The 23,449-nt window shown below is 71.2% G+C and carries 21 protein-coding genes and 1 pseudogene; 14 read left to right on the forward strand and 8 right to left on the reverse strand.

Features of this window, described 5'->3' with window-relative positions; genetic code table 11:
- The first annotated feature begins 322 nt into the window (after positions 1-322).
- Complete coding sequence (locus tag F6W97_RS17335; protein ID WP_155371392.1) at positions 323-3,883, forward strand: ThuA domain-containing protein; 3,561 nt, start codon at positions 323-325, stop codon at positions 3,881-3,883.
- Between the two features lie 83 nt (positions 3,884-3,966).
- On the opposite strand, the gene F6W97_RS17340 is transcribed toward F6W97_RS17335, so the two are convergent.
- Complete coding sequence (locus F6W97_RS17340) at positions 3,967-5,232, reverse strand: AI-2E family transporter (protein ID WP_155371393.1); 1,266 nt, start codon at positions 5,230-5,232, stop codon at positions 3,967-3,969.
- A gap of 243 nt (positions 5,233-5,475) precedes the next feature.
- On the opposite strand from F6W97_RS17340, the gene F6W97_RS17345 reads away from it, so the two are divergent.
- Together F6W97_RS17345 and F6W97_RS17350 are read left to right on the forward strand one after the other, a co-directional pair.
- Positions 5,476-5,631, forward strand: a complete 156-nt coding sequence (locus F6W97_RS17345) for a hypothetical protein (RefSeq protein ID WP_155371394.1) — start codon at positions 5,476-5,478, stop codon at positions 5,629-5,631.
- A gap of 281 nt (positions 5,632-5,912) precedes the next feature.
- Positions 5,913-6,740, forward strand: coding sequence for an NAD-dependent epimerase/dehydratase family protein (locus F6W97_RS17350; protein ID WP_155371395.1), 828 nt, complete (start codon positions 5,913-5,915; stop codon positions 6,738-6,740).
- 95 nt (positions 6,741-6,835) lie between these two features.
- Here the strand turns inward: F6W97_RS17350 and F6W97_RS17355 are convergent, their stop codons facing one another.
- The 4 genes from F6W97_RS17355 to F6W97_RS17370 form a co-directional block, all read right to left on the reverse strand.
- Positions 6,836-8,125 carry a S1 family peptidase gene (locus F6W97_RS17355; protein WP_196279195.1) on the reverse strand — a complete coding sequence of 430 codons (1,290 nt, stop codon included), beginning with the start codon at positions 8,123-8,125 and terminating at the stop codon, positions 6,836-6,838.
- A gap of 153 nt (positions 8,126-8,278) precedes the next feature.
- Entirely contained in the window at positions 8,279-9,028 is a 750-nt protein-coding gene (locus F6W97_RS17360) for a class I SAM-dependent DNA methyltransferase (RefSeq protein WP_155371397.1), read from the reverse strand.
- 61 nt (positions 9,029-9,089) lie between these two features.
- Complete coding sequence (locus tag F6W97_RS17365) at positions 9,090-9,542, reverse strand: DUF4440 domain-containing protein (RefSeq protein ID WP_155371398.1); 453 nt, start codon at positions 9,540-9,542, stop codon at positions 9,090-9,092.
- Entirely contained in the window at positions 9,539-10,318 is a 780-nt protein-coding gene (locus tag F6W97_RS17370) for an IclR family transcriptional regulator (protein WP_155371399.1), read from the reverse strand. Before F6W97_RS17370 ends, F6W97_RS17365 begins: the two co-directional genes overlap by 4 nt.
- 127 nt (positions 10,319-10,445) lie before the next feature.
- Here F6W97_RS17370 and F6W97_RS17375 point away from each other — a divergent pair, with 127 nt between their 5' ends.
- The 10 genes from F6W97_RS17375 to F6W97_RS41270 all read left to right on the forward strand — a co-directional run bounded on the left by F6W97_RS17375 (position 10,446) and on the right by F6W97_RS41270 (position 21,731).
- Positions 10,446-11,774 carry a sugar ABC transporter substrate-binding protein gene (locus F6W97_RS17375; RefSeq protein WP_155371400.1) on the forward strand — a complete coding sequence of 443 codons (1,329 nt, stop codon included), beginning with the start codon at positions 10,446-10,448 and terminating at the stop codon, positions 11,772-11,774.
- Between the two features lie 28 nt (positions 11,775-11,802).
- Positions 11,803-12,780 carry a carbohydrate ABC transporter permease gene (locus tag F6W97_RS17380; RefSeq protein WP_155371401.1) on the forward strand — a complete coding sequence of 326 codons (978 nt, stop codon included), beginning with the start codon at positions 11,803-11,805 and terminating at the stop codon, positions 12,778-12,780.
- Entirely contained in the window at positions 12,780-13,631 is an 852-nt protein-coding gene (locus F6W97_RS17385) for a carbohydrate ABC transporter permease (RefSeq protein WP_155371402.1), read from the forward strand. The genes F6W97_RS17380 and F6W97_RS17385 overlap by 1 nt, the downstream gene beginning before the upstream one ends.
- A gap of 46 nt (positions 13,632-13,677) precedes the next feature.
- Positions 13,678-14,601 (forward strand): 5-dehydro-4-deoxyglucarate dehydratase, encoded by a 924-nt coding sequence (locus F6W97_RS17390; RefSeq protein ID WP_155371403.1) that lies wholly within the window; start codon positions 13,678-13,680, stop codon positions 14,599-14,601.
- 28 nt (positions 14,602-14,629) lie between these two features.
- Positions 14,630-15,937 carry a glucarate dehydratase family protein gene (locus tag F6W97_RS17395; RefSeq protein ID WP_155371404.1) on the forward strand — a complete coding sequence of 436 codons (1,308 nt, stop codon included), beginning with the start codon at positions 14,630-14,632 and terminating at the stop codon, positions 15,935-15,937.
- A complete protein-coding gene (locus tag F6W97_RS17400) occupies positions 15,931-17,043 on the forward strand; it encodes a hypothetical protein (protein WP_155371405.1) in 1,113 nt (370 codons plus the stop codon). Before F6W97_RS17395 ends, F6W97_RS17400 begins: the two co-directional genes overlap by 7 nt.
- The gene (locus F6W97_RS17405; protein WP_230686756.1) at positions 17,040-18,329 is read left to right on the forward strand and encodes an aldehyde dehydrogenase family protein; all 1,290 of its coding nucleotides are present in this window, start codon (positions 17,040-17,042) and stop codon (positions 18,327-18,329) included. Before F6W97_RS17400 ends, F6W97_RS17405 begins: the two co-directional genes overlap by 4 nt.
- Before the next feature lie 71 nt (positions 18,330-18,400).
- Positions 18,401-18,886, forward strand: coding sequence for a hypothetical protein (locus F6W97_RS17410; protein WP_155371406.1), 486 nt, complete (start codon positions 18,401-18,403; stop codon positions 18,884-18,886).
- 162 nt (positions 18,887-19,048) lie between these two features.
- The gene (locus tag F6W97_RS41265; protein WP_155371407.1) at positions 19,049-21,394 is read left to right on the forward strand and encodes a cellulose binding domain-containing protein; all 2,346 of its coding nucleotides are present in this window, start codon (positions 19,049-19,051) and stop codon (positions 21,392-21,394) included.
- Between the two features lie 202 nt (positions 21,395-21,596).
- Positions 21,597-21,731 (forward strand): hypothetical protein, encoded by a 135-nt coding sequence (locus tag F6W97_RS41270; RefSeq protein WP_269059698.1) that lies wholly within the window; start codon positions 21,597-21,599, stop codon positions 21,729-21,731.
- A 19-nt stretch (positions 21,732-21,750) separates the two neighbouring features.
- On the opposite strand, the gene F6W97_RS17420 is transcribed toward F6W97_RS41270, so the two are convergent.
- Both F6W97_RS17420 and F6W97_RS40750 read right to left on the reverse strand, forming a co-directional pair.
- Entirely contained in the window at positions 21,751-22,416 is a 666-nt protein-coding gene (locus F6W97_RS17420; protein WP_155371408.1) for an NAD(P)-dependent oxidoreductase, read from the reverse strand.
- A gap of 60 nt (positions 22,417-22,476) precedes the next feature.
- The gene (locus tag F6W97_RS40750) at positions 22,477-22,722 is read right to left on the reverse strand and encodes a hypothetical protein (RefSeq protein WP_230686770.1); all 246 of its coding nucleotides are present in this window, start codon (positions 22,720-22,722) and stop codon (positions 22,477-22,479) included.
- Between F6W97_RS40750 and F6W97_RS40755 the strand changes: the two genes are divergently transcribed.
- A complete protein-coding gene (locus tag F6W97_RS40755; RefSeq protein WP_230686768.1) occupies positions 22,604-22,951 on the forward strand; it encodes a winged helix-turn-helix transcriptional regulator in 348 nt (115 codons plus the stop codon). The two genes, F6W97_RS40750 and F6W97_RS40755, sit on opposite strands and share 119 nt — an antisense overlap.
- Before the next feature lie 59 nt (positions 22,952-23,010).
- On the opposite strand, the pseudogene F6W97_RS40760 reads toward F6W97_RS40755, so the two are convergent.
- Positions 23,011-23,448 (reverse strand): annotated as a pseudogene (locus F6W97_RS40760) (GNAT family N-acetyltransferase); the annotation flags it as partial.
- Between the last annotated feature and the right edge of the window lies 1 nt (position 23,449).

The raw sequence follows: 23,449 nt of genomic DNA on the forward strand, positions 1-23,449 counted from the left end.
GCCTGTTACGAGCCGGAAATGGTCACGGTTCGGCATTGACGCATCTACCAGGCGCGATGTGAACGGCTTTTCGGGCTTTCTTCAAAGCGGGCATTAGTTTTGCCTGGCAGACAACAAACTTTCAGTGAATATTTTAAAACTGGCATCGGCAGAATATTGACGAGGCCTGTTGGCTCGGGCCATGCTCGGCTTCGCGCTCCCCGTTAACGGGACTGACACATGTCGATGCGGAATCCCTGTCCGGCATCGGAGCGCTGCACGGTCATGCGTCGCGGCGGACGCATGAGGACCCCCGCCCGTCCTTTTCCACGAAGGAGACGGCATGAGCCGCCGCAGACCTGTCCTTGGCGCGTTCTTAGCGCTGGCCACCGCAGTAGCCGTAAGCGTGCTCCCCACGAACACCGCCTCGGCCGCACCCGCGTTCCGGGCGCTGGTGTTCAGCGAGACCGCCGGTTACCGGCACGGATCCATCGCCGCCGGCGTCACCATGTTCAACCAGCTGGCCGCGGCCAACAACTTCGAGGTGGTGTTCAGCGAGGACTCCACCGTGCTGAACACGGCCAACCTCAACACCTTCGACGTGCTGGTCATGTTCCAGACCTCCGGCATGATCTTCGACAACGACGCCCAGCGCACCGCGACGCAGAACTTCCTGCGCAGCGGCAAGGGCATCGTGGCCATTCACAACGCCACCGACATGGGCATCGAGTCGGCGTTCCCGTGGTGGGACGCGACCATCAACGGCGGGGCGCACATGCCCGAGCACTCGCCCGGCTCGCTGCAGGGCTACGCCCGGGTCGCGGACAAGGTCCACCCGTCCACCGCGGGCCTGCCGGACAACTGGCAGCGCACCGAGGAGTGGTACAACTTCGACGTCAACGCCCGCGGCCAGGTCCACGTGCTGGTGACCGCCGACGAGCGCACGTACAACCCGGGCGGCGCGGCGATGGGCCCTGACCACCCGATCTCCTGGTGCCGCGAGGCCGAGGGCGGCAAGGTCTGGGCGACCGCGATGGGCCACGACGACGCGTCCTACAGCGAGACCAACTTCCGCAACCACATCCTGGGCGGCGTGCGGTACGCGGCGGGCAACCTGGCCGGCGACTGCGGCGGCACGGTGTGGAGCAACTTCGAGAAGGTCACCCTGGACTCCAACACCGTCGACCCGATGGCGATGGACGTGGCCCCCGACGGCCGCGTGTTCTACGTCCAGCGCGGCGGCAAGCTCAACGTGTTCAAGCCGGCCCAGCAGCAGACGGTGCAGGCGGCCCAGCTGTCGGTCTACACCGGCGGTGAGGACGGCCTGGTCGGCATGGCCCTCGACCCGAACTTCGCCACCAACGGGTGGATCTACCTGTACTACTCGCCGGCGTCCAGCTCGACCGACGTCAACCGGCTGTCCCGGTTCACCATGACCGGCGACACGCTCAACCTGTCCAGTGAGCAGGTCCTGCTCAGCGTGCCCGCGTACCGGGATCGCACCTTCGCCGAGCCGGGGCACACCGGCGGCTACGTCGCGTTCGGGCCGGGCGGCAACCTCTACCTGTCCACCGGCGACGACTCGCCGCCCAACCTCGACCCGGCCTGGCAGGGCTACGCGCCCCTGGACTGGCGGTCCGGCAAGAGCTTCCTGGACGCCGCCCGCAGTGCCGGCAACACCAACGACCTGCGGGGCAAGCTGCTGCGCATCCACCCGGAGAGCAACGGCACCTACACGATCCCCGGCGGCAACCTGTTCGCCCCGGGAACCGCGCTGACCAAGCCCGAGATCTACGCGATGGGCTTCCGCAACCCGTTCCGGTTCGAGGTCGACATGCAGACCGGCTGGGTGAACCTGGCCGACTACGGCCCCGACCGCGGCGGCGCGACCACCAACCGGGGGCCGGAGGGCCTGGTCGAGCTCAACGTGATCAAGCAGGCGGGCAACTTCGGCTGGCCGTTCTGCCACGGCAACAACCAGGCGTACGCGCCGTACAACCCGGACACCGGCGTGGTCGGCGCGAAGTTCAACTGCAACGCGCCGGTCAACGACTCGCCGAACAACACCGGCCTGCGTACGCTCCCGCCGCTGGTCCAACCCCAGATCTGGTACGGCTACGGCGTCTCGCCGACGTTCCCGGAGATGGGCGAGGGCGGCTCGGCGCCGATGGGCGGCCCGGTCTACCGCTACAACGCGTCCAGCACCTCGGCGACGAAGTTCCCGGCGTACTACAACGGCGTGCACTTCTTCTACGAGTGGTCGCGCAACTACATCAAGGAGATCCACTTCGACGGCTCGGGCAACCTGGTGAAGATCAACCCGTTCCTGCCGGGCGGCGGCTTCATCAAGCCGATGGCCATGCGCTTCGGCACCGACGGGTCGCTCTACGTGCTCGAATGGGGATCGGAGTTCGGCGGCGGCAACAACGACTCCGGGCTCTACCGCATCGACTACGTGCACGGCGGGCGCGCCCCGATCGCCAAGGCCACCGGCACCCCGACCAACGGGCTCGCCACGCTGAACGTGACGTTCTCCAGCGCCGGCTCCTACGACCCGGACGCCGGGGACACCATCTCCTACGCCTGGGACTTCGACAGCAACGGCAGCACCGACTCCACCGCCGCGAACCCCACCCGGGCGTACACCACCAACGGCAACTACACCGCGAAGCTGACCGTCACCGACAACACCGGCCGGTCCTCGTTCGTCAACGTGCCGATCACCGTCGGCAACAACGCCCCGGTCGTCAACATCACCTCACCGCCCAACGGCGGCATGCTCGACTTCGGGCAGAACGTCGCCTACAACATCAGTGTCACCGACGCGCAGGACGGCACCATCAACTGCACGCAGGTGTTCACCAACCCCGCACTCGGGCATGACGACCACGCCCACCCGACCACCGACCTGCCCGGCTGCTCCGGCACCGTCAACACCGGCAACCTCGGCGGCCACCCGGACGGGGCCAACCTGTTCTACCTGCTCAACTCCCGCTACCAGGACAACGGCAACGGCACGGTGGCGCGGCTGACCGGCTACGCCAACGTGGTGCTCCAGCCCAAGCACAAGCAGGCGGAGTACTTCACCAGCCAGTCCGGCATCCGGGTCGTCGCGCAGGCCGGGGCGGAGAGCGGCAACCGGATCGGCGACGTCAGCAACAACGACTGGATCATGTTCGATCCGATGAGCGTGCAGGGCATCACCAGCGTCAGCTACCGGGTCTCCTCGCCCAGCGGCGGCGGCAGCATCGAGCTGCGCGCCGACTCGCCGACCGGCACCCTGCTGGCGACCAACCCGATCGCGGCGACCGGCGGCTGGGACACCTACGTCCAGCAGGCGGCCGTGAGCGTGGCGGCGCTGTCCGGCACGCACAAGCTGTACATGGTGTTCAAGTCGAGCGCCAACAACGGCTTCGACGTCGACTCGTTCACCTTCGCCGGGGCCGGGGTCGGCACCAACCCGACCGGGGGCATCGCGGGCAAGACGTACACCTTGACGGCCCAGCACAGCAGCAAGCTGGCCGACGTCAGCGGGGTGTCCACGGCCGACAACGCGACCGTGGTGCAGTGGCCGGCCACCGGGGCCAACAACCAGCGCTGGCAGGCCGTCGACGCGGGTGGCGGCTACGTCTACCTCAAGGCGGTGCACAGCGGGAAGTGCCTGGCCGCATCCGGCGGCTCGACCGCCGACGGGGCGGCGATGGTCCAGCTGACCTGCACCACGAACAACAACATGAAGTGGCAGGCGGTCACCACCTCGACCGCCGGGGTGTACCAGCTCAAGGCGGTGCACAGCGGCAAGTGCCTGGACGTCAACGGCGCCTCGACGGCCGACAACGCCGCGGTCATCCAGTGGGCCTGCCACACGGGCACCAACCAGTTGTGGCGGCTCACCCAGGTGTAGGACCCGCCGGTCCGCGCACACCTGGGTGAGCGGACCGGCGTACGCGGCGGGCAGGACTCTGGCGTCCTGCCCGCCGCGGCCCGTCAGGGCGTCGGGTCGGCGCTGACCACGACCGCGTCCGGGGCGGGTTGGGGGCGGTGGTGCATCAGGTGGCGCAGCGCGGTGTTGAGCACCGCGACGATCGGGACTGCGACCAGCGCTCCGATGATCCCGGCGACGGCGATACCCGCGGCCAGCGCCACGATCACGGCCAGCGGGTGGATCGCGACCGCGCGGCCCATGATCAGCGGCTGGAGCACGTGGCCTTCCAGCTGCTGCACCAGGATCACCGCGGCCAGCACGATCAGCGCGGTGAGCGGGCCCTGGTCGACCAGCGCGACGAGCACCGCCACCGCCCCGGACACGGTCGCCCCGACGATGGGGATGAACGAGGACAGGAACACCAGCGCCGCCAGCACGAAGGCGAACTCGACCCGCAGCAGCACCAGGGCCAGGCCGATGCCGACCGCGTCGATGAACGCCACGATCACCGTGGCGCGCACGTACGCCACCAGGGTCAGCCAGCCGGCGTTGCCGGCCTCCAGCATGGGCCGGCGCGCGCGGCGGGGCAGGGCGAACGTGGCCAGGTGCCACAGCCGGTCCCCGTCGCGCAGGAAGAAGAACGTCACGACGATGACCAGCATCGCGGTGATGAGCACCTCGAATCCGGCGCCGGCCGTGGCGAACAGGCCGCTGGTGAGGCTCTGCCGGTTGTCGCTCACCCAGGTGCCGGCGGCCTCGAACGTGCCGTCGAGCTGCCGGGTGGACAGGTGCAGCGGGCCGGTGCCCAGCCACTGGCGGACCTGCTGCAGACCGGCGGAGGCGTTCTCGGCCAGGCCTGGCATGCCGTCGACGAGCTGCGTGACCAGCAGGGTCAGGAAGCCCACCGTCAGCAGCACCCCGCCGAACAGGACGATCGCGGTGGCCAGCGAGGCGGGCAGCCGCAGCCGCTCGCGCAGCAGACGCACCATCGGCGCGAGCAGCGCCGACAGCAGCAGCGCGATGGACAGCGGAATCAGCACCTGGGCGAGCCGTCCGGCCAGCGTCAGCACCACCCAGCCGACCCCGGCGAGCACCAGCAGCCGCCAGCCCCACGCGGCCGCCACCCGCAGCCAGTACGCGACGGCTTGGTCGGGGTTGTCGTGCTGGTCGTCCGCGAGGTCCGGGACGTCCACCGTGTCGGGCAGGATCAGTGGCGGCACGGAACGGGCCGACTCCAGCCGCTGGCGGGCGGCGCGCAGACTCGCCCGCCACCGCGCTGCCTCGGTCGACGGGGGAGCCGTGGTGGCGGCGGGGTCGGACAGCGACATGGTGGCCTCCGGACAGCGGTGCGAGGGGATCGGCGACGGCCGCCCGGCACGAGGGGAGGAGGACCGGCTGTCCCACGGTTACCCACCGCGACGGCGGGCAAACGGAGGCCTGCTGTCCGATGGTTTCCGTTACCGGCTGTTATCTGTCGCACATCCCGGGTACCGTCGTCGGCAGGTGCCCCGGATTTCGGGCCCTGCCCCCGGCTGTTGATCCACTTGGAGCCTTCCTTGTCCGCTGCATCCGTGAACCGTCCCGACCGGCTCAACCCGCCGGCCACGCTGGTCTTCAGCGCACCGGAGGAGCCCCGGACCGACACCCGCGACGCGGCCGAGCCCCGCCCGGTCGCCCTGGACCCGTTCGCCGTGCCCGCGACCGGCAACGCCCACGCCGGAGCCTGATCTACCTCAGCACGGGGTGAGAGCCCGCCCGCAGGCCGCGTGAAGGCCAGGAGCGGGCGGCCCGGAGCAGGCCGCGCTCGGTGCGCGTGCGGATCTCGGGAATGGCGAGGTCGGGCATGTGGTGTCCGACGGCCGAGACGAAGATCCGGCCAGACCCCACTGCCCGACGATCATCGCACTACATGACGATCAGTGTGAGCGCGCAGTTGGATCACGTCTACATATGTGTATCGAGTGTTCCATCTTGGCGGTGCGCTGAGATGCTGGCTATGCTGCTGCCCATGCGACGCATCTTGATCACTGGTGGCGCCGGCAGGGTGGCGACGCTGCTGCGTACGGGCCTGGCGCGGCCGGGCCTCGTGCTGCGCCTGCTCGACCTGCGCGTACCCGCGTCCCTACCGGGAGTCGACGGCTCCCGCGAGGAGATCATGATCGGGTCGGTGACCGATCCTGACGTGCTCGCCGAGGCAATGCGCGACGTCGACGCGGTGGTGCATCTGGGCGGCCAGAGCCGCGAGTCCGACGTGCGCGACGTCATCGAGTCCAACATGTACGGCACGTACCTACTGCTGGAGGCCGCGCGCGCGGCCGGGGTCGGCCGCGTCGTGCTGGCGTCGTCGAACCACGCCGCCGGCTTCCACTCCCGTGGCGCCGAGCCCGTGCCGGCCGGCCTGCCCGGCCGTCCCGACACGCTCTACGGCTGGAGCAAGGTCGCCATGGAGGCGTGCGGGCAGCTCTACGCCGACCGGTTCGGCATGGACGTGATCTGCCTGCGCATCGGGCTGTGGTTTCCGACGCCGCGCAGCCTGCGCGGGCTGGCGATGTGGATATCACCGGACGACGGCGTACGCCTGATCGAGGCGTGCCTGTCCGTGCCGTCGCCGGGCTTCCGGATCGTGTGGGGGATCAGCCGCAACACCCGGCGCTGGTGCTCCCTCGCGGAGGGCGAGGCGATCGGCTACTTTCCGCAGGACGACGCCGAGACCTTCGCCGAGCAGCTGATCGCCGAGCACGGCGAGCCCGACTTCGCAGCCGACCCCGCGCTCACCCGCCTCGGCGGCCCGTGGTGCGACGTACCCCTCGGCCGCAACCTACCGCCCCCGCGATGATCATCCGACTTGCCGGGCGCCTGTGCGTATCTTGACCGTCCATACGCACAGGCGCCCGGCAAGTTCGCGGATCTCGCGGGCGGCGGGCGGCCCGGTCAGTGCAGGATGTTGACGTTGAGTTCGCGTTCGGCGGTGCGGATGCCCTGGTAGACGGTGTCGCATTCGTCCTCGACGCCGCCGACGAGGATGCCGTACGCGACGTGGCTGGCGAACATCGGCGCGCCGCTGTCGCCGGGCTTGCTGCAGTTGGACGTGCGGCCCAGGTTGCGCATGGCCCATCCGCCCAGGTTGGCGGTGAGGCCGAGCTCGGTGACGTAGCCGCAGTTGGTCATACGGGTGGCCATGCCCGTGGTGCAGATGCGCATGCCCAGCAGGCTCATCTTGTCCTCGGCGATGTGGTACGTCGTGTTCTGGTTGGTCTGCGGGCTGTAGGTGACCAGAACCCAGGGCCGCGGGTCCCAGCCGGTCGCCACCGACGTGTCGCTGATCCGGATGATCGCCATGTCCCCGATGTACGTGTCGAAGATCCAGTGGTGCACCGGCCCGATGGCCTTCACGGTGAGCGCGGCGTTCTTGCTGCTCCAGGTGCCCAGGTTGCCCCTGGCGCAGTGGCCGGCGGTGACGACGTACTTCTTGCTGTCGACCTTGCTCTGCGCGATGAAGCCGGACGTGCACGACGTGTCCGGGTGATTGATCTTCACGCCGCCCCGCAGCGGAGCGTCGCAGTAGGGAGAGTCGCAGCCGAGGAAGGGCCGGTGACCGCCGGACGTCGCGGCCAGCACGACTCCGTCGCCCAGGCGCGTCTGCGCCGCCTTGACCAGGTCCTGCTGCGCCGTCGTCAGCTCGCCCTTGCGGGGCACGCCGAGCTGCACCGCGTTCAGGTCGGGGCGCAGGCCCGCGCTGAGGTACACGGTCGCCTCCTGGTTGACCCGGATGACCTCCTCGGCGAGCCAGTCGTTGTCCGCGCCGAGCCGGGCCGCCGAGCGCTTCACGCCGACCAGGTCGTAGCCGCCGGTCAGGCCCACCGCCTGGGCCGCCGCTTTGACGATGCTCTGCGCGGTCGCGTCGACCTGGCCGGTGACGCCGACCTTGACCCGGTCTCCGCCGCGGACGTCGATCCAGACCGCGCCGTAGCGCGCGCCGAGGTCGGTCTGCAGCCGCTCGTCCAGGTCGGGGGCGACGAGCTGCCAGGACATGCGCTCCCTGGCCTCGGCCTCGGTGATGCCGCGCTCCTTGGCGAACCCGGCCGCCTCCTCGGCGAACCAGTCGACTCCGGTCGGGCTCGCGCCCGCCGTGGGCAGCGCAGCGGCCGACCCGGGCGGCGCCAGCGCCACGGCCAGGCCGAGCGCGCACGCCGCGGCGGCGGCCTTGTTCCATCGCACCATCAGTGAACTCCTTGGACACACGGGGGATCGAGCCCTCACCATGTCCGGGCGGCAGATGCGGTGCCACGGCACGTCGTTCTTGCGACTGTCGGGCAGGGAACAGCGGACGCCGTGGCCAACGGCGATGCGGCCCTGAGCAGGACCGCCGTGCCGTCAGCTGGCGGCGTCCATCGGCTTGCGCCAGACCGAGACGTGGCTCTCGCTGTCGGAGGTGAACGGCGCCCCGGTCCAGTCCGCCACCCGCTGTTCGAGGACCAGGCCGGCCAGCCGGGCCATCAGATCGCACTCCGCCGGCCAGATGTAGCGGAAGTTGCTGAAGCCGTAGCGGGTGCTGCCGTCGTCGAGCCGCCGGTAGTGGTGCGAGGTGCCCTGCTGCGTGACCATGTCGTAGGTGTCGAAGCCGACGTGCCGGTCGGTCACCGCGAACGGCACCGCCGACTGGCCCGGCGGGAACCGCCGGATGCCCGGCACCCACAACTCGATGACGAAGCGGCCGCCCGGTGCGAGGTGCCGGGCGGCGTTCTGGAAGCACCGCACCTGTTCGTCCTGGGTGCGCAGGTTGCCGATGCTGTTCCACGGCACGTACACGAGGGAGAACTCGCCGGGAACGGTGGCGGTGGCCATGTCGCCGACGACGACCGGCACCTCGTCCGCGGACACCTTGCGCCGCAGGTGGTCGACCATCGGCTGCGACAACTCGATCCCGCTGACGCGGACGCCCCGGGCCGTGAGCGGGACGGCCACCCGGCCGGTGCCGATCGCGAACTCCAGCGCCGGGCCGTCACCGGCCAGCCGGGCCAGGAAGTCCACGGCGGGGTCGAGCGCATCGGGTGCGAACATCTCGGCCGAGGTGTCGTCGTACTGCGCCGCCGCGTCGTCGTCCCACAGGTCACTACTCGTCATGGGCACGAGCCTGCCTGCCTCGACGCACTCCTGCCATCGGTTTACGACGGGCCCGGTGCGCTCAGCTTTCGCCGATGACCAGGCCGTCTCGCTCGTCGTCCCAGGCGGCGGCGCTGATCCGCCACCCGGCGGAGGTCCGGACGAACTGGATCGTCTTCATGCCCCGGCCGGTGAAGGGCGCGCCGTCCTGCACGCCGGACTTGCCGTAGGCGCAGAAGTGCTGGGCGATGTCGCCGAACAGGTCGGTGCGCCCCGGCAGCTCCCACTCCCGGAAGTCGGTGAGCGTGTTCCCGGCGAGCAGGGCCTGCCGAGGCGCGATGAAGTCGTCGACGCCGTACAGGGTCGGCTCGCCGCCGCAGGTCCGCACGATCACCGCGCCGGGCAGGAACAGCTCCCGGAGCGCGCCGAGCCGGGCGGTGCCGTCGGGGCCGGAGACGAAGGCGGCGAAGAAGGTGTGCACGATGCCCTCGATCGCGGCCCGGTCCGCGGCCGCGGTGTGCTGGTGGCCGCTCACCGGATGCCGTTGCGGCGCAGGGTGCCCGCGAGTGCGGTCGAGGCACGGTTGATCGCGGCGGCGACGCGTGCCACTTCGGCGTCGGTGGCCAGGTCGGCGGGCATGGAGCAGCTGATCGCGTCGGTGGCCGGGATGCGGTAGTGCACCGCGGCGGCGACGCAGGCCACGCCCTCGCTGCCCTGCTCGTGTTCGTGTGCCCAGCCGCGGTCGCGGACCCGGGTCAGCTCCTCGTGCAGGACGTCGCGGTCGGTGATCGAGTGGCTGGTGAAGCCGACCAGCTCGTCGGGCAGGACCTTGTCGACCTCGACCGGGGTCAGTTCGGCCAGCAGCGCCTGGCCCAGCGCGGTGATGTGCGCGGGCAGCCGGCGGCCGACCCGGGACACGACCCGTACGGCGTCCCGCGACTCGCGGCTGCCGAGGTAGAGGACGTGGCCGTCGTCGCGGCGCGCGTAGTGCACGGTGTAGCCGATCTCCGCGCGCAGGTCTTCGAGGGCCTCGTAGACGTGGGGGAGCGCCGGGTCGCGGTCGAGATAGGCGGTGCCGGACAGCAGGGCGTGCGGGCCGACGCCGAACAGCGAGCCGCTGTCGTCGGCCTCGACCCATTTGAGCTCGCGCAGGGTGCGGACCAGGGCATGCAGGCTGCTACGGGGGTATCCCATGATCTCCTGCAGGTCGGAGATGCTCAGCCTGACCGGCGAGGCCGCCAGCGTCTCCAGGATGCGGACCGTGCGCTCGGCTGACTTCACCAGCGAGCTGTCGGGCTGGGTTGAGCTCATGCGTCCCACCGTCCACGCGAATTGTTTCGGGAGTGTTGACGGTCATAGTACCGGACGCTAACTTGTCGTTGCACCACTTGCACATAAGAGGAATCCGTCCACATATGTAGACAGGAGGCAGCGTCCGATGCTCAGTCGAAAAGCGACCAGGCTCGTGGCGGCGCTGGCGGCCGTGTTCGCGCTCGCGACCGTGGCCGGCTGTGGTGAAGACACTCCGCCGGCGGACAGCAAGGCGCCGCTGGAGATCTGGGTACGCAAGCCCCCAGGTTCGAACACCGAGAAGACCCACCAGGCCCTCGCGGCGAAGTTCACCGAGGCCACCGGCATCCCGGCCAAGGTGACGGCCCTGTTCGAGGACTTCGAGACCAAGCTCCAGCAGGCCGCGGCGCAGAAGAAGCTGCCCGACATCGTCGTCAACGACACCGCCCAGCTGGGCACCCTGGTCAAGCAGGGCCTGGTCCGCGACGTCGACCAGGGCGCCATCGCGGGCGGCGACCAGCTCACCCCGGCGTCCTGGGACGCCGCCCGCGGGGCCGACGGCAAGGTCTACGCGGTGCCGTTCTCGGCGCAGTCGTTCGCGCTGTTCATCCGAAGGGACTGGCGCGAGAAGGTCGGCGCCGCCCAGCCGACCAGCTGGGCCGAGCTGGACGCGCTCGCCGCCTCCTTCACGACGAAGGACCCCGACGGCAACGGCAAGGCCGACACCTACGGCTACGTCATCCCCGGCTCCACCAAGCGCGGCTACCTGGACTGGTACTTCTCCAGCTTCCTGTGGGCCGCGGGCGCGGACTACTTCTCCGGCACGGCGGGCAGCCTCGCCCCGGCGATCGGCTCCGACAGCTCGGTGGCCGCGGTGCAGTGGCTCAAGGACCAGTTCTGCGGCGCGAAGAGCGTCGTGCCCGGCGCGGTGACCTCGGAGACCACGCAGGCGCACCCGCTGTTCGAGTCGGGCAAGGGCGGCATCTACTTCACCGGCCCGTACAACATGGCCCGCTTCGACAAGAACCTCGGCAAGGACAAGTACGAGGTCGTCGCTCTTCCGGCCGGGCCCGGTGGCAGGTCCGCGTCGCTGGCCGAGGGCGAGAACGTCTACCTGATGGCGGGCTCGGCCAACCCGGCGGGCCAGCAGAAGTTCGCCGAGTTCCTGATCACCGAGCAGGGCCAGACCATCGGCATGGCCGGCGACACCGACGGCAACGTGGTCCGGCTGCCCGTCAACAAGAACGTCGACCTGGCCAAGGTCCGCACCGACACCCGCTGGCTGGTGTTCGACAAGGTCTACAAGGAGGCCGGCCGGTACGCGCCGGTGGTGCCCGAGTGGACCCCGTTCCGTACCGCGTCGGCGGAGAGCCTGAACGCGATCGTCGCCAACTGCTCCTCCGACCCCAAGGCGGAGCTGGCCAAGCTGGCCGCGAAGTTCGGCGAGGAACTCAAGAAGCAGAAGGCCGGCGCATGAGTGCCCGCACAGTGAGCGGGAGCGACTGATGCAGGCCACCGGTTCCGGGGCCACGGCGACCGCCGTGCGCCCCGGCCGGCGGCCCGGGCAGTCCGCCCCGCCGCCGGCCCCCGCCAGACGCGCCGGGCGTTTCAACGTCAAGGCCGCGCTGATCCCGTGGCTGTTCCTCGCCCCGGCGCTGGTCATCTTCGCCATGTTCAAGTTCTGGCCGATGGCGCAGGCAGTGAAGATGAGCCTGTACGAGGTCCGGCCCTACCTCGGCGACCGCTGGGTGGGCCTGGACAACTACCGGCAGGTGTTCACCGACGAGGACTTCCTCGCGGCCATCGGCCACACCGTGGTGCTGGCGGTCGGCCAGACCGGCGGCTCGATCGTGCTCGGCATGCTGCTGGCGCTGCTGCTGGAGGGCTCGGCCAAGCACCTGTGGGTGGTGCGCACCGCCGCCTTCCTGCCGACGGTCGCCGCGATGGCCGTGGTCGCCGAGGTGTGGCGCATCCTCTACTTCCCGGCGCCCGACGGTGCCGTCAACTCCATCTTCGACTGGTTCGGGGTCGGGCCGTCGCAGTTCCTCAACAGCGCGGACAGCTCGCTGCTGTCGGTGATGGCGGTCGGCGTCTGGCGCGGTGCCCCGTACGACATGATGATCTTCCTGGCCGGGCTGGCCGGGGTCGACCGCAACCTCTACGAGGCGGCCGCGGTCGACGGCGCGAACGTGTTCCGCCGCATCTGGCACGTCACCTTCCCGGCGCTGCGCCCGGTCTTCGCGATCCTGTTCACCCTCGCCGCGATCCGCGGGCTGCGCGTGTTCACCGAGATCTTCCTGCTCACCAACGGCGGCCCCGACGGAGCGACCGAAGTGATGATGACGCTGATCTACAAGCTGGGCCTGGAACGCGGGGAACTCGGCATCGCCGCCGCCGGGTCGATGCTGCTGCTGGCGGCGACCGTGCTGCTCACCGTCGTGGTCCGCGCCGCGCAGACCCGCTCGTCGCGGCAGGTCTCGTGATGGCGTCCGGATTCGACAGCGCGCTGGGCTTCAGCGGCCGCCGCGGGCCGGTCGCGGTCGTGGCCAAGGTCGTGGTGTACACGGTCGTCGTCGCGATCTTCGCCGGGCCGCTGCTGGCGCTCATGGTCGGCGCGTTCACCCGGGTGCCCGACCCCACCTCGCTGTCGCTGACGTCGGGCGAGTTCACCTTCGACAACTTCACCCGGGCCTTCGACCGGGGCGTGCTGGGCTACCTGGCCAACTCGTTCATCGTGGTGGGCGGCGGGCTGCTGCTGCAGATCGCGGTGAGCATCTCGGCGGCGTACTCCCTGGCCCGTAAGCGGTTTCCGCTGATGAAACTGGTGTTCCTGCTCATCCTCAGCACGATGATGCTGCCCGAGGAGGTGCTGGCGATCCCGCTGTCGCTGGTGCTGTCCGAGGTCAACCTCACCGGCTCGCTGCTCGGGATGATCGTGCCGGTCGGCGCGTGGGCGTTCTCCATCCTGGTGATGACCGAGTTCATGAAGGAGATCCCGGTCGAGCTGGAGGAGGCGGCCCGCCTCGACGGGGCCGGCGACCTGCGCGTGTTCTGGTCGGTGGTGCTGCCGCTGTGCCGGCCCGCGCTCGGCGTGATCGGCATCTTCGGCTTCACCATGATCTGGGACCAGTACCTGCTCCCGCTGCTCGTCGCGACCGACGCGCAGCAGTTCACCCTCCCGCTGGCCCTGCGCACGCTGCGCTCCGACGAGGAGGTGGGCGTCGGCGTGCTGCTGGCCGCGTCGCTGCTCGCGCTGCTGCCCAGCGTGCTGGCCTTCCTCGCCATGCAACGCCAGTTCATGCGCGGCCTCACCTCCGGCGCCGTCAAGGGCTGACGCCGCCACCCGCAAGTCTGCACAGCCACTACCGAGGAGATCCACCATGCGCCTGCAGGGGCTGCTCTCGTTCCCGCTCACCCCGTTCACCAGCGACGACAAGGTGGACCTCGCCGTCTTCGCCGAGCACGTCGAACGCCAGATCGCGGCCGCGCCCAGCGCGCTGTTCGTGGCCTGCGGCACCGGCGAGTTCACGGCACTGAGCACAGACGAGTACCGCGACGTCGTCGCCACCGCCGTACGGGTGGCCGACGGGCGGCTGCCGATCTTCGCGGGCTGCGGCGGGGGTCCGCAGGCCGCCCGCGAGTTCGCGCAGATCGCCGCCGAGTGCGGCGCGAACGGGCTGCTGCTGCTCCCGCCGTACCTGGTCACCTCGACGCCGGCCGGACTCGTCGAGCACGTGCGCTACGTCGCGCAGGCCACCGCGCTGCCGGTCACCGTCTACCAGCGCGCCAACGCGGTGCTCGACACCGCGGCCGCAGTGGCGCTGCTGGACATCCCGACCGTGGTCGGCATCAAGGACGGCCGGGGCGACGTCGACGCGATGCTGCGCCTGGTCACCGCGGTGCGTCATTCCGGGCACCCGCGCGCCCAGGAGTTCGGCTTCCTCAACGGCCTGCCCACGGCCGAGATGTCGGTGCAGGCGTACGAGGCGATCGGGGTGGAGAGCTACTCCTCGGCGGTGCTGTGCTTCGCGCCCGACATCGCGACCGCGTTCTACCGCGCGGTCCGCGCCGGGGAGAAGGCGGCCGTGTCCCGGCTGCTGGCCGAGTTCTACCTGCCGCTGGTCGCGCTGCGCGACCGGGTGCCGGGCTATGCCGTCGCGCTGGTCAAGGCCGGTGCGCGGCTGGACGGGCTGGAGGTCGGGCCGGTGCGCCCGCCGCTGGTCGACCTGTCACCCGAGCACCTGGCCGAGCTGAAGGCCGTCATCGCGCGGGGCCGTGCCGCCCTGGCGCAAGTGACAGCATGAACGGCGGACGACACTGCGGGGAGGCGGCATGAAAGGCACCGACATCAGGATCCGTGAGGTCGTCATCACGCCGGTGGCGTTCCCGGACCCGCCGATACTCAACTCGGCCGGGGTGCACCAGCCGTGGGCACTGCGCGCGATCGTGGAACTGCGCTGCGGCGACGGGCTGATCGGCCTGGGCGAGACCTATGGCGACGCCCCGCACCTGGAGCTGCTGCGCAGCGCCGGGGCGACGCTGGCCGGGCTGGACCCGTTCGACACCAACGGGCTGTGGCGGCGGGTGTGCGAGGCCCTGGGCGGCACGGACTCGCCCGACCGGCACGGCCTGACCGGCGGCTCCAGCCCGCAGAAGACCGCGCTGCGGGTGTTCAGCCCGTTCGAGGTGGCGTGCCTGGACCTGCAGGGGCACCTGATCGGACGGCCGGTGGCCGACCTGCTCGGCGGGGCGGTCCGCGACCGGGTGCCGTTCTCGGCGTACGTGTTCTACAAGTGGGACGCCCACCCGCCCGCCGACGGCCCGGCGTCCCTGGTCGGCGCGCTGCCGCCGGTCGACGACCCGTATCCGGAGGCGATCGACCCGGCCGGCATCGTCGCCCAGGCCCACCGGCTGATCGACCAGTACGGCTTCGGCTCGATCAAGCTCAAGGGCGGGGTGTTCCCGCCCGACGAGGAGATCGCCGCGATCCGGGCGCTGCGCGAGGCGTTCCCGGGCCTGCCGCTGCGCCTGGACCCGAACGCCGCGTGGAGCGTGGAGACGTCGCTGCGGGTCGCCGAGGAGACCGACGGGCTGCTGGAGTACCTGGAGGATCCGACACCCGGCATCCCCGGCATGGCCGTGGTCGCCGCGCAGGCCCCGATGCCGCTCGCCACGAACATGTGCGTGGTCAGCCCGGACGACATCGCGCCCGGGTTCACCCAGGGCGCGGTCGGGGTGGTGCTCGCCGACCACCACTACTGGGGCGGGCTGCGCCGCAGCGCCGAACTCGCCGCGATCTGCCGCACCTGGGGCGTCGGGGTGTCCATGCACTCCAACAGCCACCTCGGCATCAGTCTCGCCGCGATGACGCAGCTCGGCGCGGCGCTGCCCGAGCTGACGTACGCCGCGGACACGCACACGCCCTGGCAGTGCGGCGTCGACGTGCTGGAGCGTCCACTGCCGATCACCGGCGGCGCGGTCGCGCTGCCGGACGGGCCGGGACTCGGCGTCAGTCTGGACCGCGACGCCCTCGCCCGGATGCACGAGAACTTCGTGCGTTGCGCGATCCGCGAACGCGACGACACGTCGTACCGGCGGATCTTCGAGCCCGGCTACACCAAGCGCAGGCCCCGATGGTGATCAGCGTGCACGCGTTCCCGTGGGACGTGCTCGGTGACGACGGCATCGTCGACCGGTTCGCGCAGACCGGAGCGGACGCGGTGACCCTGGCCGTGTCGTACCACTCGACCCGGGCGGCGACCCCGCTGCACCCGTCGCGGCGGTTCGTCGACGCCCGGCACGCCGCGCTCTACCGGCCGATTCGCGAGCACGTCTGGGCGAACAGGCGGCTCGTCCCGCAGGGGCCGGACTGGACCGGTGGCGACGCCGCAGGTGAGGCCGCCGCCGTACTGAGGAACGCAGGCATCCCCGTCAACGCCTGGATCGTGCTGGCGCACAACACCCGGCTCGGCCTGCTGCATCCCGGTCTGACCGTGCTCAACTGCTTCGGCGAGCGCTACCCGTACGCGCTGTGCCCGGCGCAGGCGGAGGTACGCGAACACTGCGTCACGCTGGCCGGCGAAGCGCTGCGGGACCTGCCGGTCGACGGGGTGTCCCTGGAGTCGTGCGGGCAGATGGGGGTCGCGCACATCGGCTGCCACGAGAAGACCGACGGGGCGTACTCCCCGCTGGTCCAGCGGCTCCTGAGCATCTGCTGCTGCACCGCCTGCACCACCGGGTGGGCCGCCCGGGGGCTGGACCCCGACCGGGTGGTCGCCGCGCTGCGCGAGTCCGCCCGCACCGAGACCCCGCTGCCCGAGCAGACGGCGTCGGCACTGCTGGCGGCCCGGCAGGACGCCACGGCCACCATGCTCGGCGAGGTGCTGGCGGAGGTACGCCGACACGCTCCGGACGCGCCGATCGCGCTGCACGGCCACCCCGACCCGTGGGCGGCCGGTCCGTCACCGGGCCTCGCTCCGCAGGTGCCGGCGCTGGTGGACCGGGTCCTGGCGCCGTGCTGGCCGACCGACCCGGCCACGGCCAAGCTGGTGTCGGCACTGGCCGGACGTGTCATCGTGGACGCCTACGTGACCGTGCTGCCGCCGGCCCGGCCCGACCGGCTGTCCGAGCATGTGGCCAGGTTGCGCGAGGCCGGCGCGACCCGGCTCAGCCTGTACCACCTCGGCCTCGCCTCCGCCGCGTACCAGCCGCTGCTGGCCGCCCTGACCAAGGAGTTCCGATCGTGAACGTGTCCACCGCGGTATCGCAGGCCGTGGCAGCCGCGCCGCACCTGGCCTCGCTCAGCGGCGAGCTGCGACGCACCATGCTGTACGCGGCCGCGGACGCGCTCGCCGCGGCAGGCGACGAGATCGTCGCGACCGCGCTGGCCGAGACCGGGCTGACCGAGGCCCGGCTGCGCGGCGAGCTGGACCGCACCACCGGCCAGCTGCGGCTGCTCGGCGACCACGCGGCAAAGCCGTGGCGGCGGGTGTCCGCCGGGGTCGCCGCGGGCGGCGGTGACGTGGTGACCGTGCCCGTCCCGGTCGGCCCGGTCGCGGTCTTCGCGGCGTCGAACTTCCCGCTCGCGTTCGGCGTCAGCGGCGGCGACACCGCGTCGGCGCTGGCCGCCGGGTGTCCGGTGGTGGTCAAGTCGCACCCGGCGCAGCCGCGCACCGGGGAGCTGCTCGGGCAGATCCTCGCCCGTGCCCTGCCCGACGGCGCGTTCTCGCTGGTCGCGGGCGGGCCCGAGGCGTCCCTGGAACTGGTGCGGGCGGCCGGGGTCCGGGCGGTCGGCTTCACCGGTTCGCTGACCGGCGGCCGGGCGCTGATGGACGCGGCCGCGGCGCGGCCCGACCCGATTCCGGTGTACGCCGAGATGGGTTCGCTCAACCCGGTGCTGGTGCTGCCCGGCGCGGCGGTCCCGGCGACCGTGTCTGCGCTGGCCGCGGCGGTGACCGGCTCCGCCGGCCAGCTGTGCACCAAGCCGGGCCTGGTCGTGACGGGGTCTGCGGCGTTCGCGGACGAGCTGGCGGACGCCGTCGCGGCGGTGCCGGTGCACCGGATGCTGACCGAGGGCATGGCGCAGGCGCACGAGAAGTGGCAGGCGCACGCGGGCGCGGCGCACCGGGTCGTCGCGGGTGCGGGCTCGCCCGCGCCGTTCGCGGTGGTCGTCGGCGTCGACGAGCTGGCGGGGGAGCTGCTGGAGGAGCACTTCGGGCCGTCGGTGGTGATCGCCGTCGGAGCCGCCGAGGAGGTGCCGTCCCGGCTGGAGGGTTCGCTGACCGCGTCGGTCTTCGCCGCCGACGCCGACCGTGAGGCGGCCCGCTCGCTGCTGCCGGGTCTGCTGGCGCGGGCCGGGCGCATCGTCTGGAACGGGGTGCCCACCGGTGTCGCGGTGTGCGACGCGATGCAGCACGGCGGGCCGTGGCCGGCCACGTCGGCGTCCTGGTCGACGTCGGTCGGCACCGAGGCGATCGAGCGGTTCCGCCGCCCGGTGGCGCTGCAGGGGTTGCCGGCCGACCTGATGCCGTGACACCTGGCCGCGTGTCGGGATGGCGTCGAGCACGGGCGTCCGGGGTCCGGCGGGCCATACCTTGCCGAGGCATGAGACTCCGCATCGCACTCGTCGCCGCCGTCGCGGCACTGGGATCCGTGCTCGTCGCCCCGGCCGCGGCCAACGCCGCACCGGACGACCTCGCCTGCTCCGCGGCAGGCAGCTACAGCCGCTATGTGGGCGGCACGCCGAAGACGTTCTGGCTCGTCGGAACGGTGGGCAGCTACCGCTACTGGCAGGTGGTGGGGGGCACCACCGGCTACTACCAGAGCAGTTACGTCGTCCGGTGCAGTGGCGGGGCGATCACCTCGTCCACCGACCTGGCCGTCACCGCCACCGGCGGCGACCGCTGCGGCACCACCACGACCAGCCAGTACCGGTACGTCGGCACGCAGGCCGCGCTCCTTCCGTACCTGCCGTTCCCGCTCGAGTACGACTACCGGTACTGGCACGTGTACCGGTGGGTGAGTTCGGGGTTCTTCGGCCTCTGGACGTACGACCACTCCGAACTTGCCCAGTGCCCCACGGCCGGGTGACAGGGCCTATCACCTGCGAATACATATATCTGTAAGATCCACGGCGTCCATGTATATGGACGCCGTGTCAATTTGTGGGCGGCTATTGACCTGCTGGATACATGTCAGCAAACTGTTCGATCACAGGAGTCCATTGGCGACCCCCATCCCCGGAGGCACCTGATGTCTCGACGATCCGTCCCCACCCCGCTGCTGGCCGCAGCCACCGCCGCCCTGCTCACCACAGGGCTGCTCCTGGCGGTGCCCGACCGCCCGGAGCCGACCCCGGTCGCCGCACTGACCACACTCGACCTGTCCGCCGCCAACCGCCGTGCGCCGATCGCCGGCCTCTACGACTGGTCCAAGGCCGGCTACCGCAGCGGCGCGAACCTGCCCGGCGCCGCCGAGACCAATCCCGACGCCGCCTGCCAGATCACCCCCGCCGAGCTGGCCGCGACCTACGCCGTCACCCCGAACGACGGCGTCGACGACTCCACCGGCCTGCAGGCCGCCATCGACGCCGTGCGCACCGGCTGCTCCCCGGGTGCGAGCTACACCAGGCTTTCCCTGATCACGCTGCCCGCCGGCACGCTCAACGTGTCCCGCCAGCTCGCCGTCGACGCCGACTACCTGATCATCCGCGGCGCGGGCAGCGGCACCGGCGGCACCAGGCTCGTGTTCCGGCCCGACGCGAACACCCGCTACGACGCGCTCACCGGCGACGGCTCGGACTGGGACGAGGACGGCATGACCTCGGGTTCGGCCAAGGGCGGCTGGATCTGGCCCGGCCGCGGCCTGTTCCGGGTCCAGTCGCGCGGCGTGCACACCAGCTACGCGAGCGAGTACGCGGCCGCGCCGGCCAACCGCAAGGACCTGTTCGAGGGCACCGTCAACGTGCACTGGAAGGCCGGGCTCAAGCTGCGCGGCAAGACCGGCGACACCGGCTTCGCGGCCCGCACCGGCGACACCGTCGTGCACCTGGCGACGAGCGGCTCGCTCAGCGCGTTCACGGTCGGCGGGCTGGTCAACATCCGCGCCGCGAACTCGCTGAACTTCTACGCCCAGCAGGACGTGACCCCGGCCGACGGCACCCTGCAGAACATCCACATGCGCCAGCAGATCTTCACCGTCACCGCGGTGGACAGCGCCAACCGCACCCTCACCCTCGACAAGGCCCTGGAGTACGACGTCCCGGTCACCTCGACCTCCGACGGCAGCGCCGCCATCGACGGCACCGTGTACGACTCCAAGGCCGCCCCGCTGGTCGACCCGGTGCTCGGCGTCGGCTTCGAGAACTTCGCCCTCACCCAGGACATGCCCGGCCTGAACGCCGCCGCCGCGGTGCACAACTACGGCAACATGTCCCCGGCCGACGAGATGCACGGCATCGTCTTCAAGTGGGCCGCCAACTCCTGGGTGCGCGGCATCAGCGCGCAGATGACCGGCTCGCACCCGATCGTCACCGAGGAGGCCTACCACCTGCAGATCGTCGGCAACTCCCTCGACGGCTCGTGGAACAAGGGCAAGGGCGGCAACGGATACTTCCGCGGCTCGCGCGTGTGGGACTCGCTGTACGCCGGCAACACCTCGCGCAACCTGCGCCACTTCACCTTCCAGTGGTCGTCGTCGGGCAACGTCGTCATCGGCAACGACTTCGACTCCGACATCAACCTGCACGGCGGCTGGGAGCGCAACAACCTCATCGAGCTCAACACGGTGACAGTGCCGTTCGAGCACCGCTCCGCGAACTGCACCGCCAACTGCGGTGAGGAGGGCGGCGGCGGCACCGACGCCTCGACCTGGTTCCCGATCTGGTGGGGGGCCGGCAGGAAGGCGGTCAAGTGGTCGGGCTCCAGCGGCCCGCGCAACGTCTTCTTCAACAACACCATGAGCAAGCAGGTCACCGCGGGCGCGGCCTACACCGCGTACTACGCCGACCACCAGCGCATCTACCAGTTCGGCTGGAACGGCACCGGCTGGAGGCACCTCGACTCCGCCGGAACCCCCATCCCGGACTGGGCGGGCCGCGAGCAGCTCGACTACACCGGCGGCCACGGCGTCGACGCCACCCGCACGGACGCCGCCGCCTCGCTGTTCCTCAAGTCGCTGACCGGCGCGCCGAGCCCGTCCCCGACGTCCGCCTCCCCGAGCCCGTCGGCGCCCGCCTCGCCGTCGGCCCCACCCTCACCGTCGGTCTCTCCGTCCAGGTCCCCGAGCCCGTCGCCGTCCGCGCCCGCGGGCTGCCTCACCGTCCGGACCACACAGACCTCGTCCTGGGGCAGCGGCTACGGCATGGACGTGTTCATCAAGAACAACTGCGCCACGGCGACGACGAGCTGGACCGTCGAGTTCGACCTGCCCGCCGGCACCACGGTCAGCAGCTCCTGGAGCTCGACCCGAACCTCGACCGGCCAGCACCACAAGTTCGTCAACGTCGCCTACAACGGCGACATCGCCCCGGGCCAGGAGGAGGACTTCGGCTTCAACGCCGCCGGCACCGGCCTCCCCCTGAACATCACCGCCCGCTGACATCCGAGGGAAGGGCGCCTTCCTGACGCTCCCAGTCAGGAAGGCGCCCTTCCCGACTGCCTGCTGCCCTCGTCTCGACATATCGGCGATGTTCGACTCGGGGACCGCGCCTGATCGATGGACGTCATTAGCAACGGTCTGTCGGTGCGCAGTGCCCGAAGGGGCGACGTGCCCGGCGTCGGACATCACCCAGCATGTCGTCGTGTTCGGGTACACCGACCGGCCGCCGGCCGTCGTCCACGCCCGCAGCTGCGCCTGGGATCAGTCCGGGCAGATCCGCTACGGTGCCGCCCTCAAGGACGTCACCGCCTTCTGGGGCGCCGCCTGGAACGAGTGAACGGCGGCTGCGGGGCGCGTCACCCGAAGACGGAGACGCGCCTGCGGTGGTGCCGGGCGGACTCGATCTCATCGATGATCGCGACGGCCAGGTCGGCATAGGACAGCCGTGCCGTCGCGGGCGGCGCGATCTCGCCGCCGACCTGGTAGCGCCCGGTCCGCGGGCCGTCGCCGTGCAGCGCCGCGGGCGGCGTGACCATGAGCCAGTCGACCCCGCCGGCGTACGCCCGCAGCCGCTCCAGCCCGACCGTGTGCGCGACCGCGAACGGGCGGATCTCGGCGGGGAACGCCGCGGGGTCGTCCATGATCAGACGGCCGTCGGCGTCACGCAGGTTCGCGAACAGCCCGACGACCACCAGCCGTGCCACGCCCGCCGCGGTGAGCCCGGAGGTCAGCGCGTCGGCAGCCTTGCCGAAGAAGTCCGGATCGAGCGAGGCGAACCCCTGCTCCGGGCCGCTGAACGGGCTCACCGCGTGCACCACGGCGTCATGGCCGCGCACCAGGTCGGCCATCGGCGCGGCGGCCGTGACGTCCCCCGCCACCACCGACACGCCCTCGGCACTGAGTCCCGGGTGCCTGCCCGGATCGCGGACCACGGCGGTGACCTGATGCCCGCGTGCGCGTGCCTCGGCCGTGACCGCCCGGCCCGCCCGGCCGCCCGCCCCGAACACCACGATCCTGCTCATCCCGTATCTCCTCCGCCTGTCCGTCCGCACTGGAGGAAGACGGTATCCACGAGATACTGGTTACTTCAACGATACCGGGATAGCGTTGCGGCTCATGGCCGAGCCGCTGGACCCGGAGATGTTCGACCCCGTCTGCCCGTCGAGTGCGCTGCCGGTCCAGATCGGCGACAAGTGGACCGCGATGGTGGTGCTCTGCCTCGAAGGCGGCCGGCGCAGGTTCACCGAGCTGCGGGCGCCGCTGCGGGCGATCACCGCGAAGGTGCTCACCCAGACTTTGCGCGCGATGGAACGCGACGGCCTGGTCACCCGCACCGCCTACGACGAGAACCCGCCCCGGGTCGAGTACGAGCTGACCCCGCTCGGGCGCACCCTGCTGACCCTGGTCGACGCCGCCCGTGCCTGGAGCCGGGACCATCTGGCCGCGCTGCTCGCCGCCCGCGCGGCGTACGAGGCGATCCAGGCCGTGCCGCCGGCCGGGCCGGCCGCACGCCGGGCGGCGCACCCGGAACGGCACCGGGCGAGGTCGATCCAGTAGCGCCGGACCCGGACGTGTCCGGTGTCGAGGATGCCCTGGAGCACCCCGCCCTGGCTCTCGATGGTGCGGGCCGAGGCGATGTTGTCCTCCAGACAGGGGATGAGCACGCGGTTCAGGCCGAGGACGGTGCGGGCCTCGCGGAGCATCTCGCCCAGGGCCCAGCTCGCCAGGCCGCGGCGGCGTGCCGAGGGGCGTACGCCGTAGCCGATCTGGCCGAGGTCGTCGTTCGGCAGGTGCCGCAGCGTGATGCCCCCGAGCACCTGGCCGTCCTCGACGATCCAGCGGCAGGAGGCGTGCCGCTCGCCGGGGCAGGGGTCCCCGGCGCCGTGGTCGAGCCACACCCGCCTGCGCACCCAGTCGGCGAAGCCGTCAGGGGAGTCGAGGTCGTCTCCGGGGCCGATGCCGAAGCCGTCCTCGTGCAGACCGGGTCCCCAGTCGTCGCGGCAGTCCTGGAAAGCGGCGTACAGGCTGGTGGTGGGCGATATCAGAGTTGGCATG

The sequence above is a fragment of the Catellatospora vulcania genome (assembly GCF_009720385.1).
GTDB lineage: Bacteria > Actinomycetota > Actinomycetes > Mycobacteriales > Micromonosporaceae > Catellatospora > Catellatospora vulcania.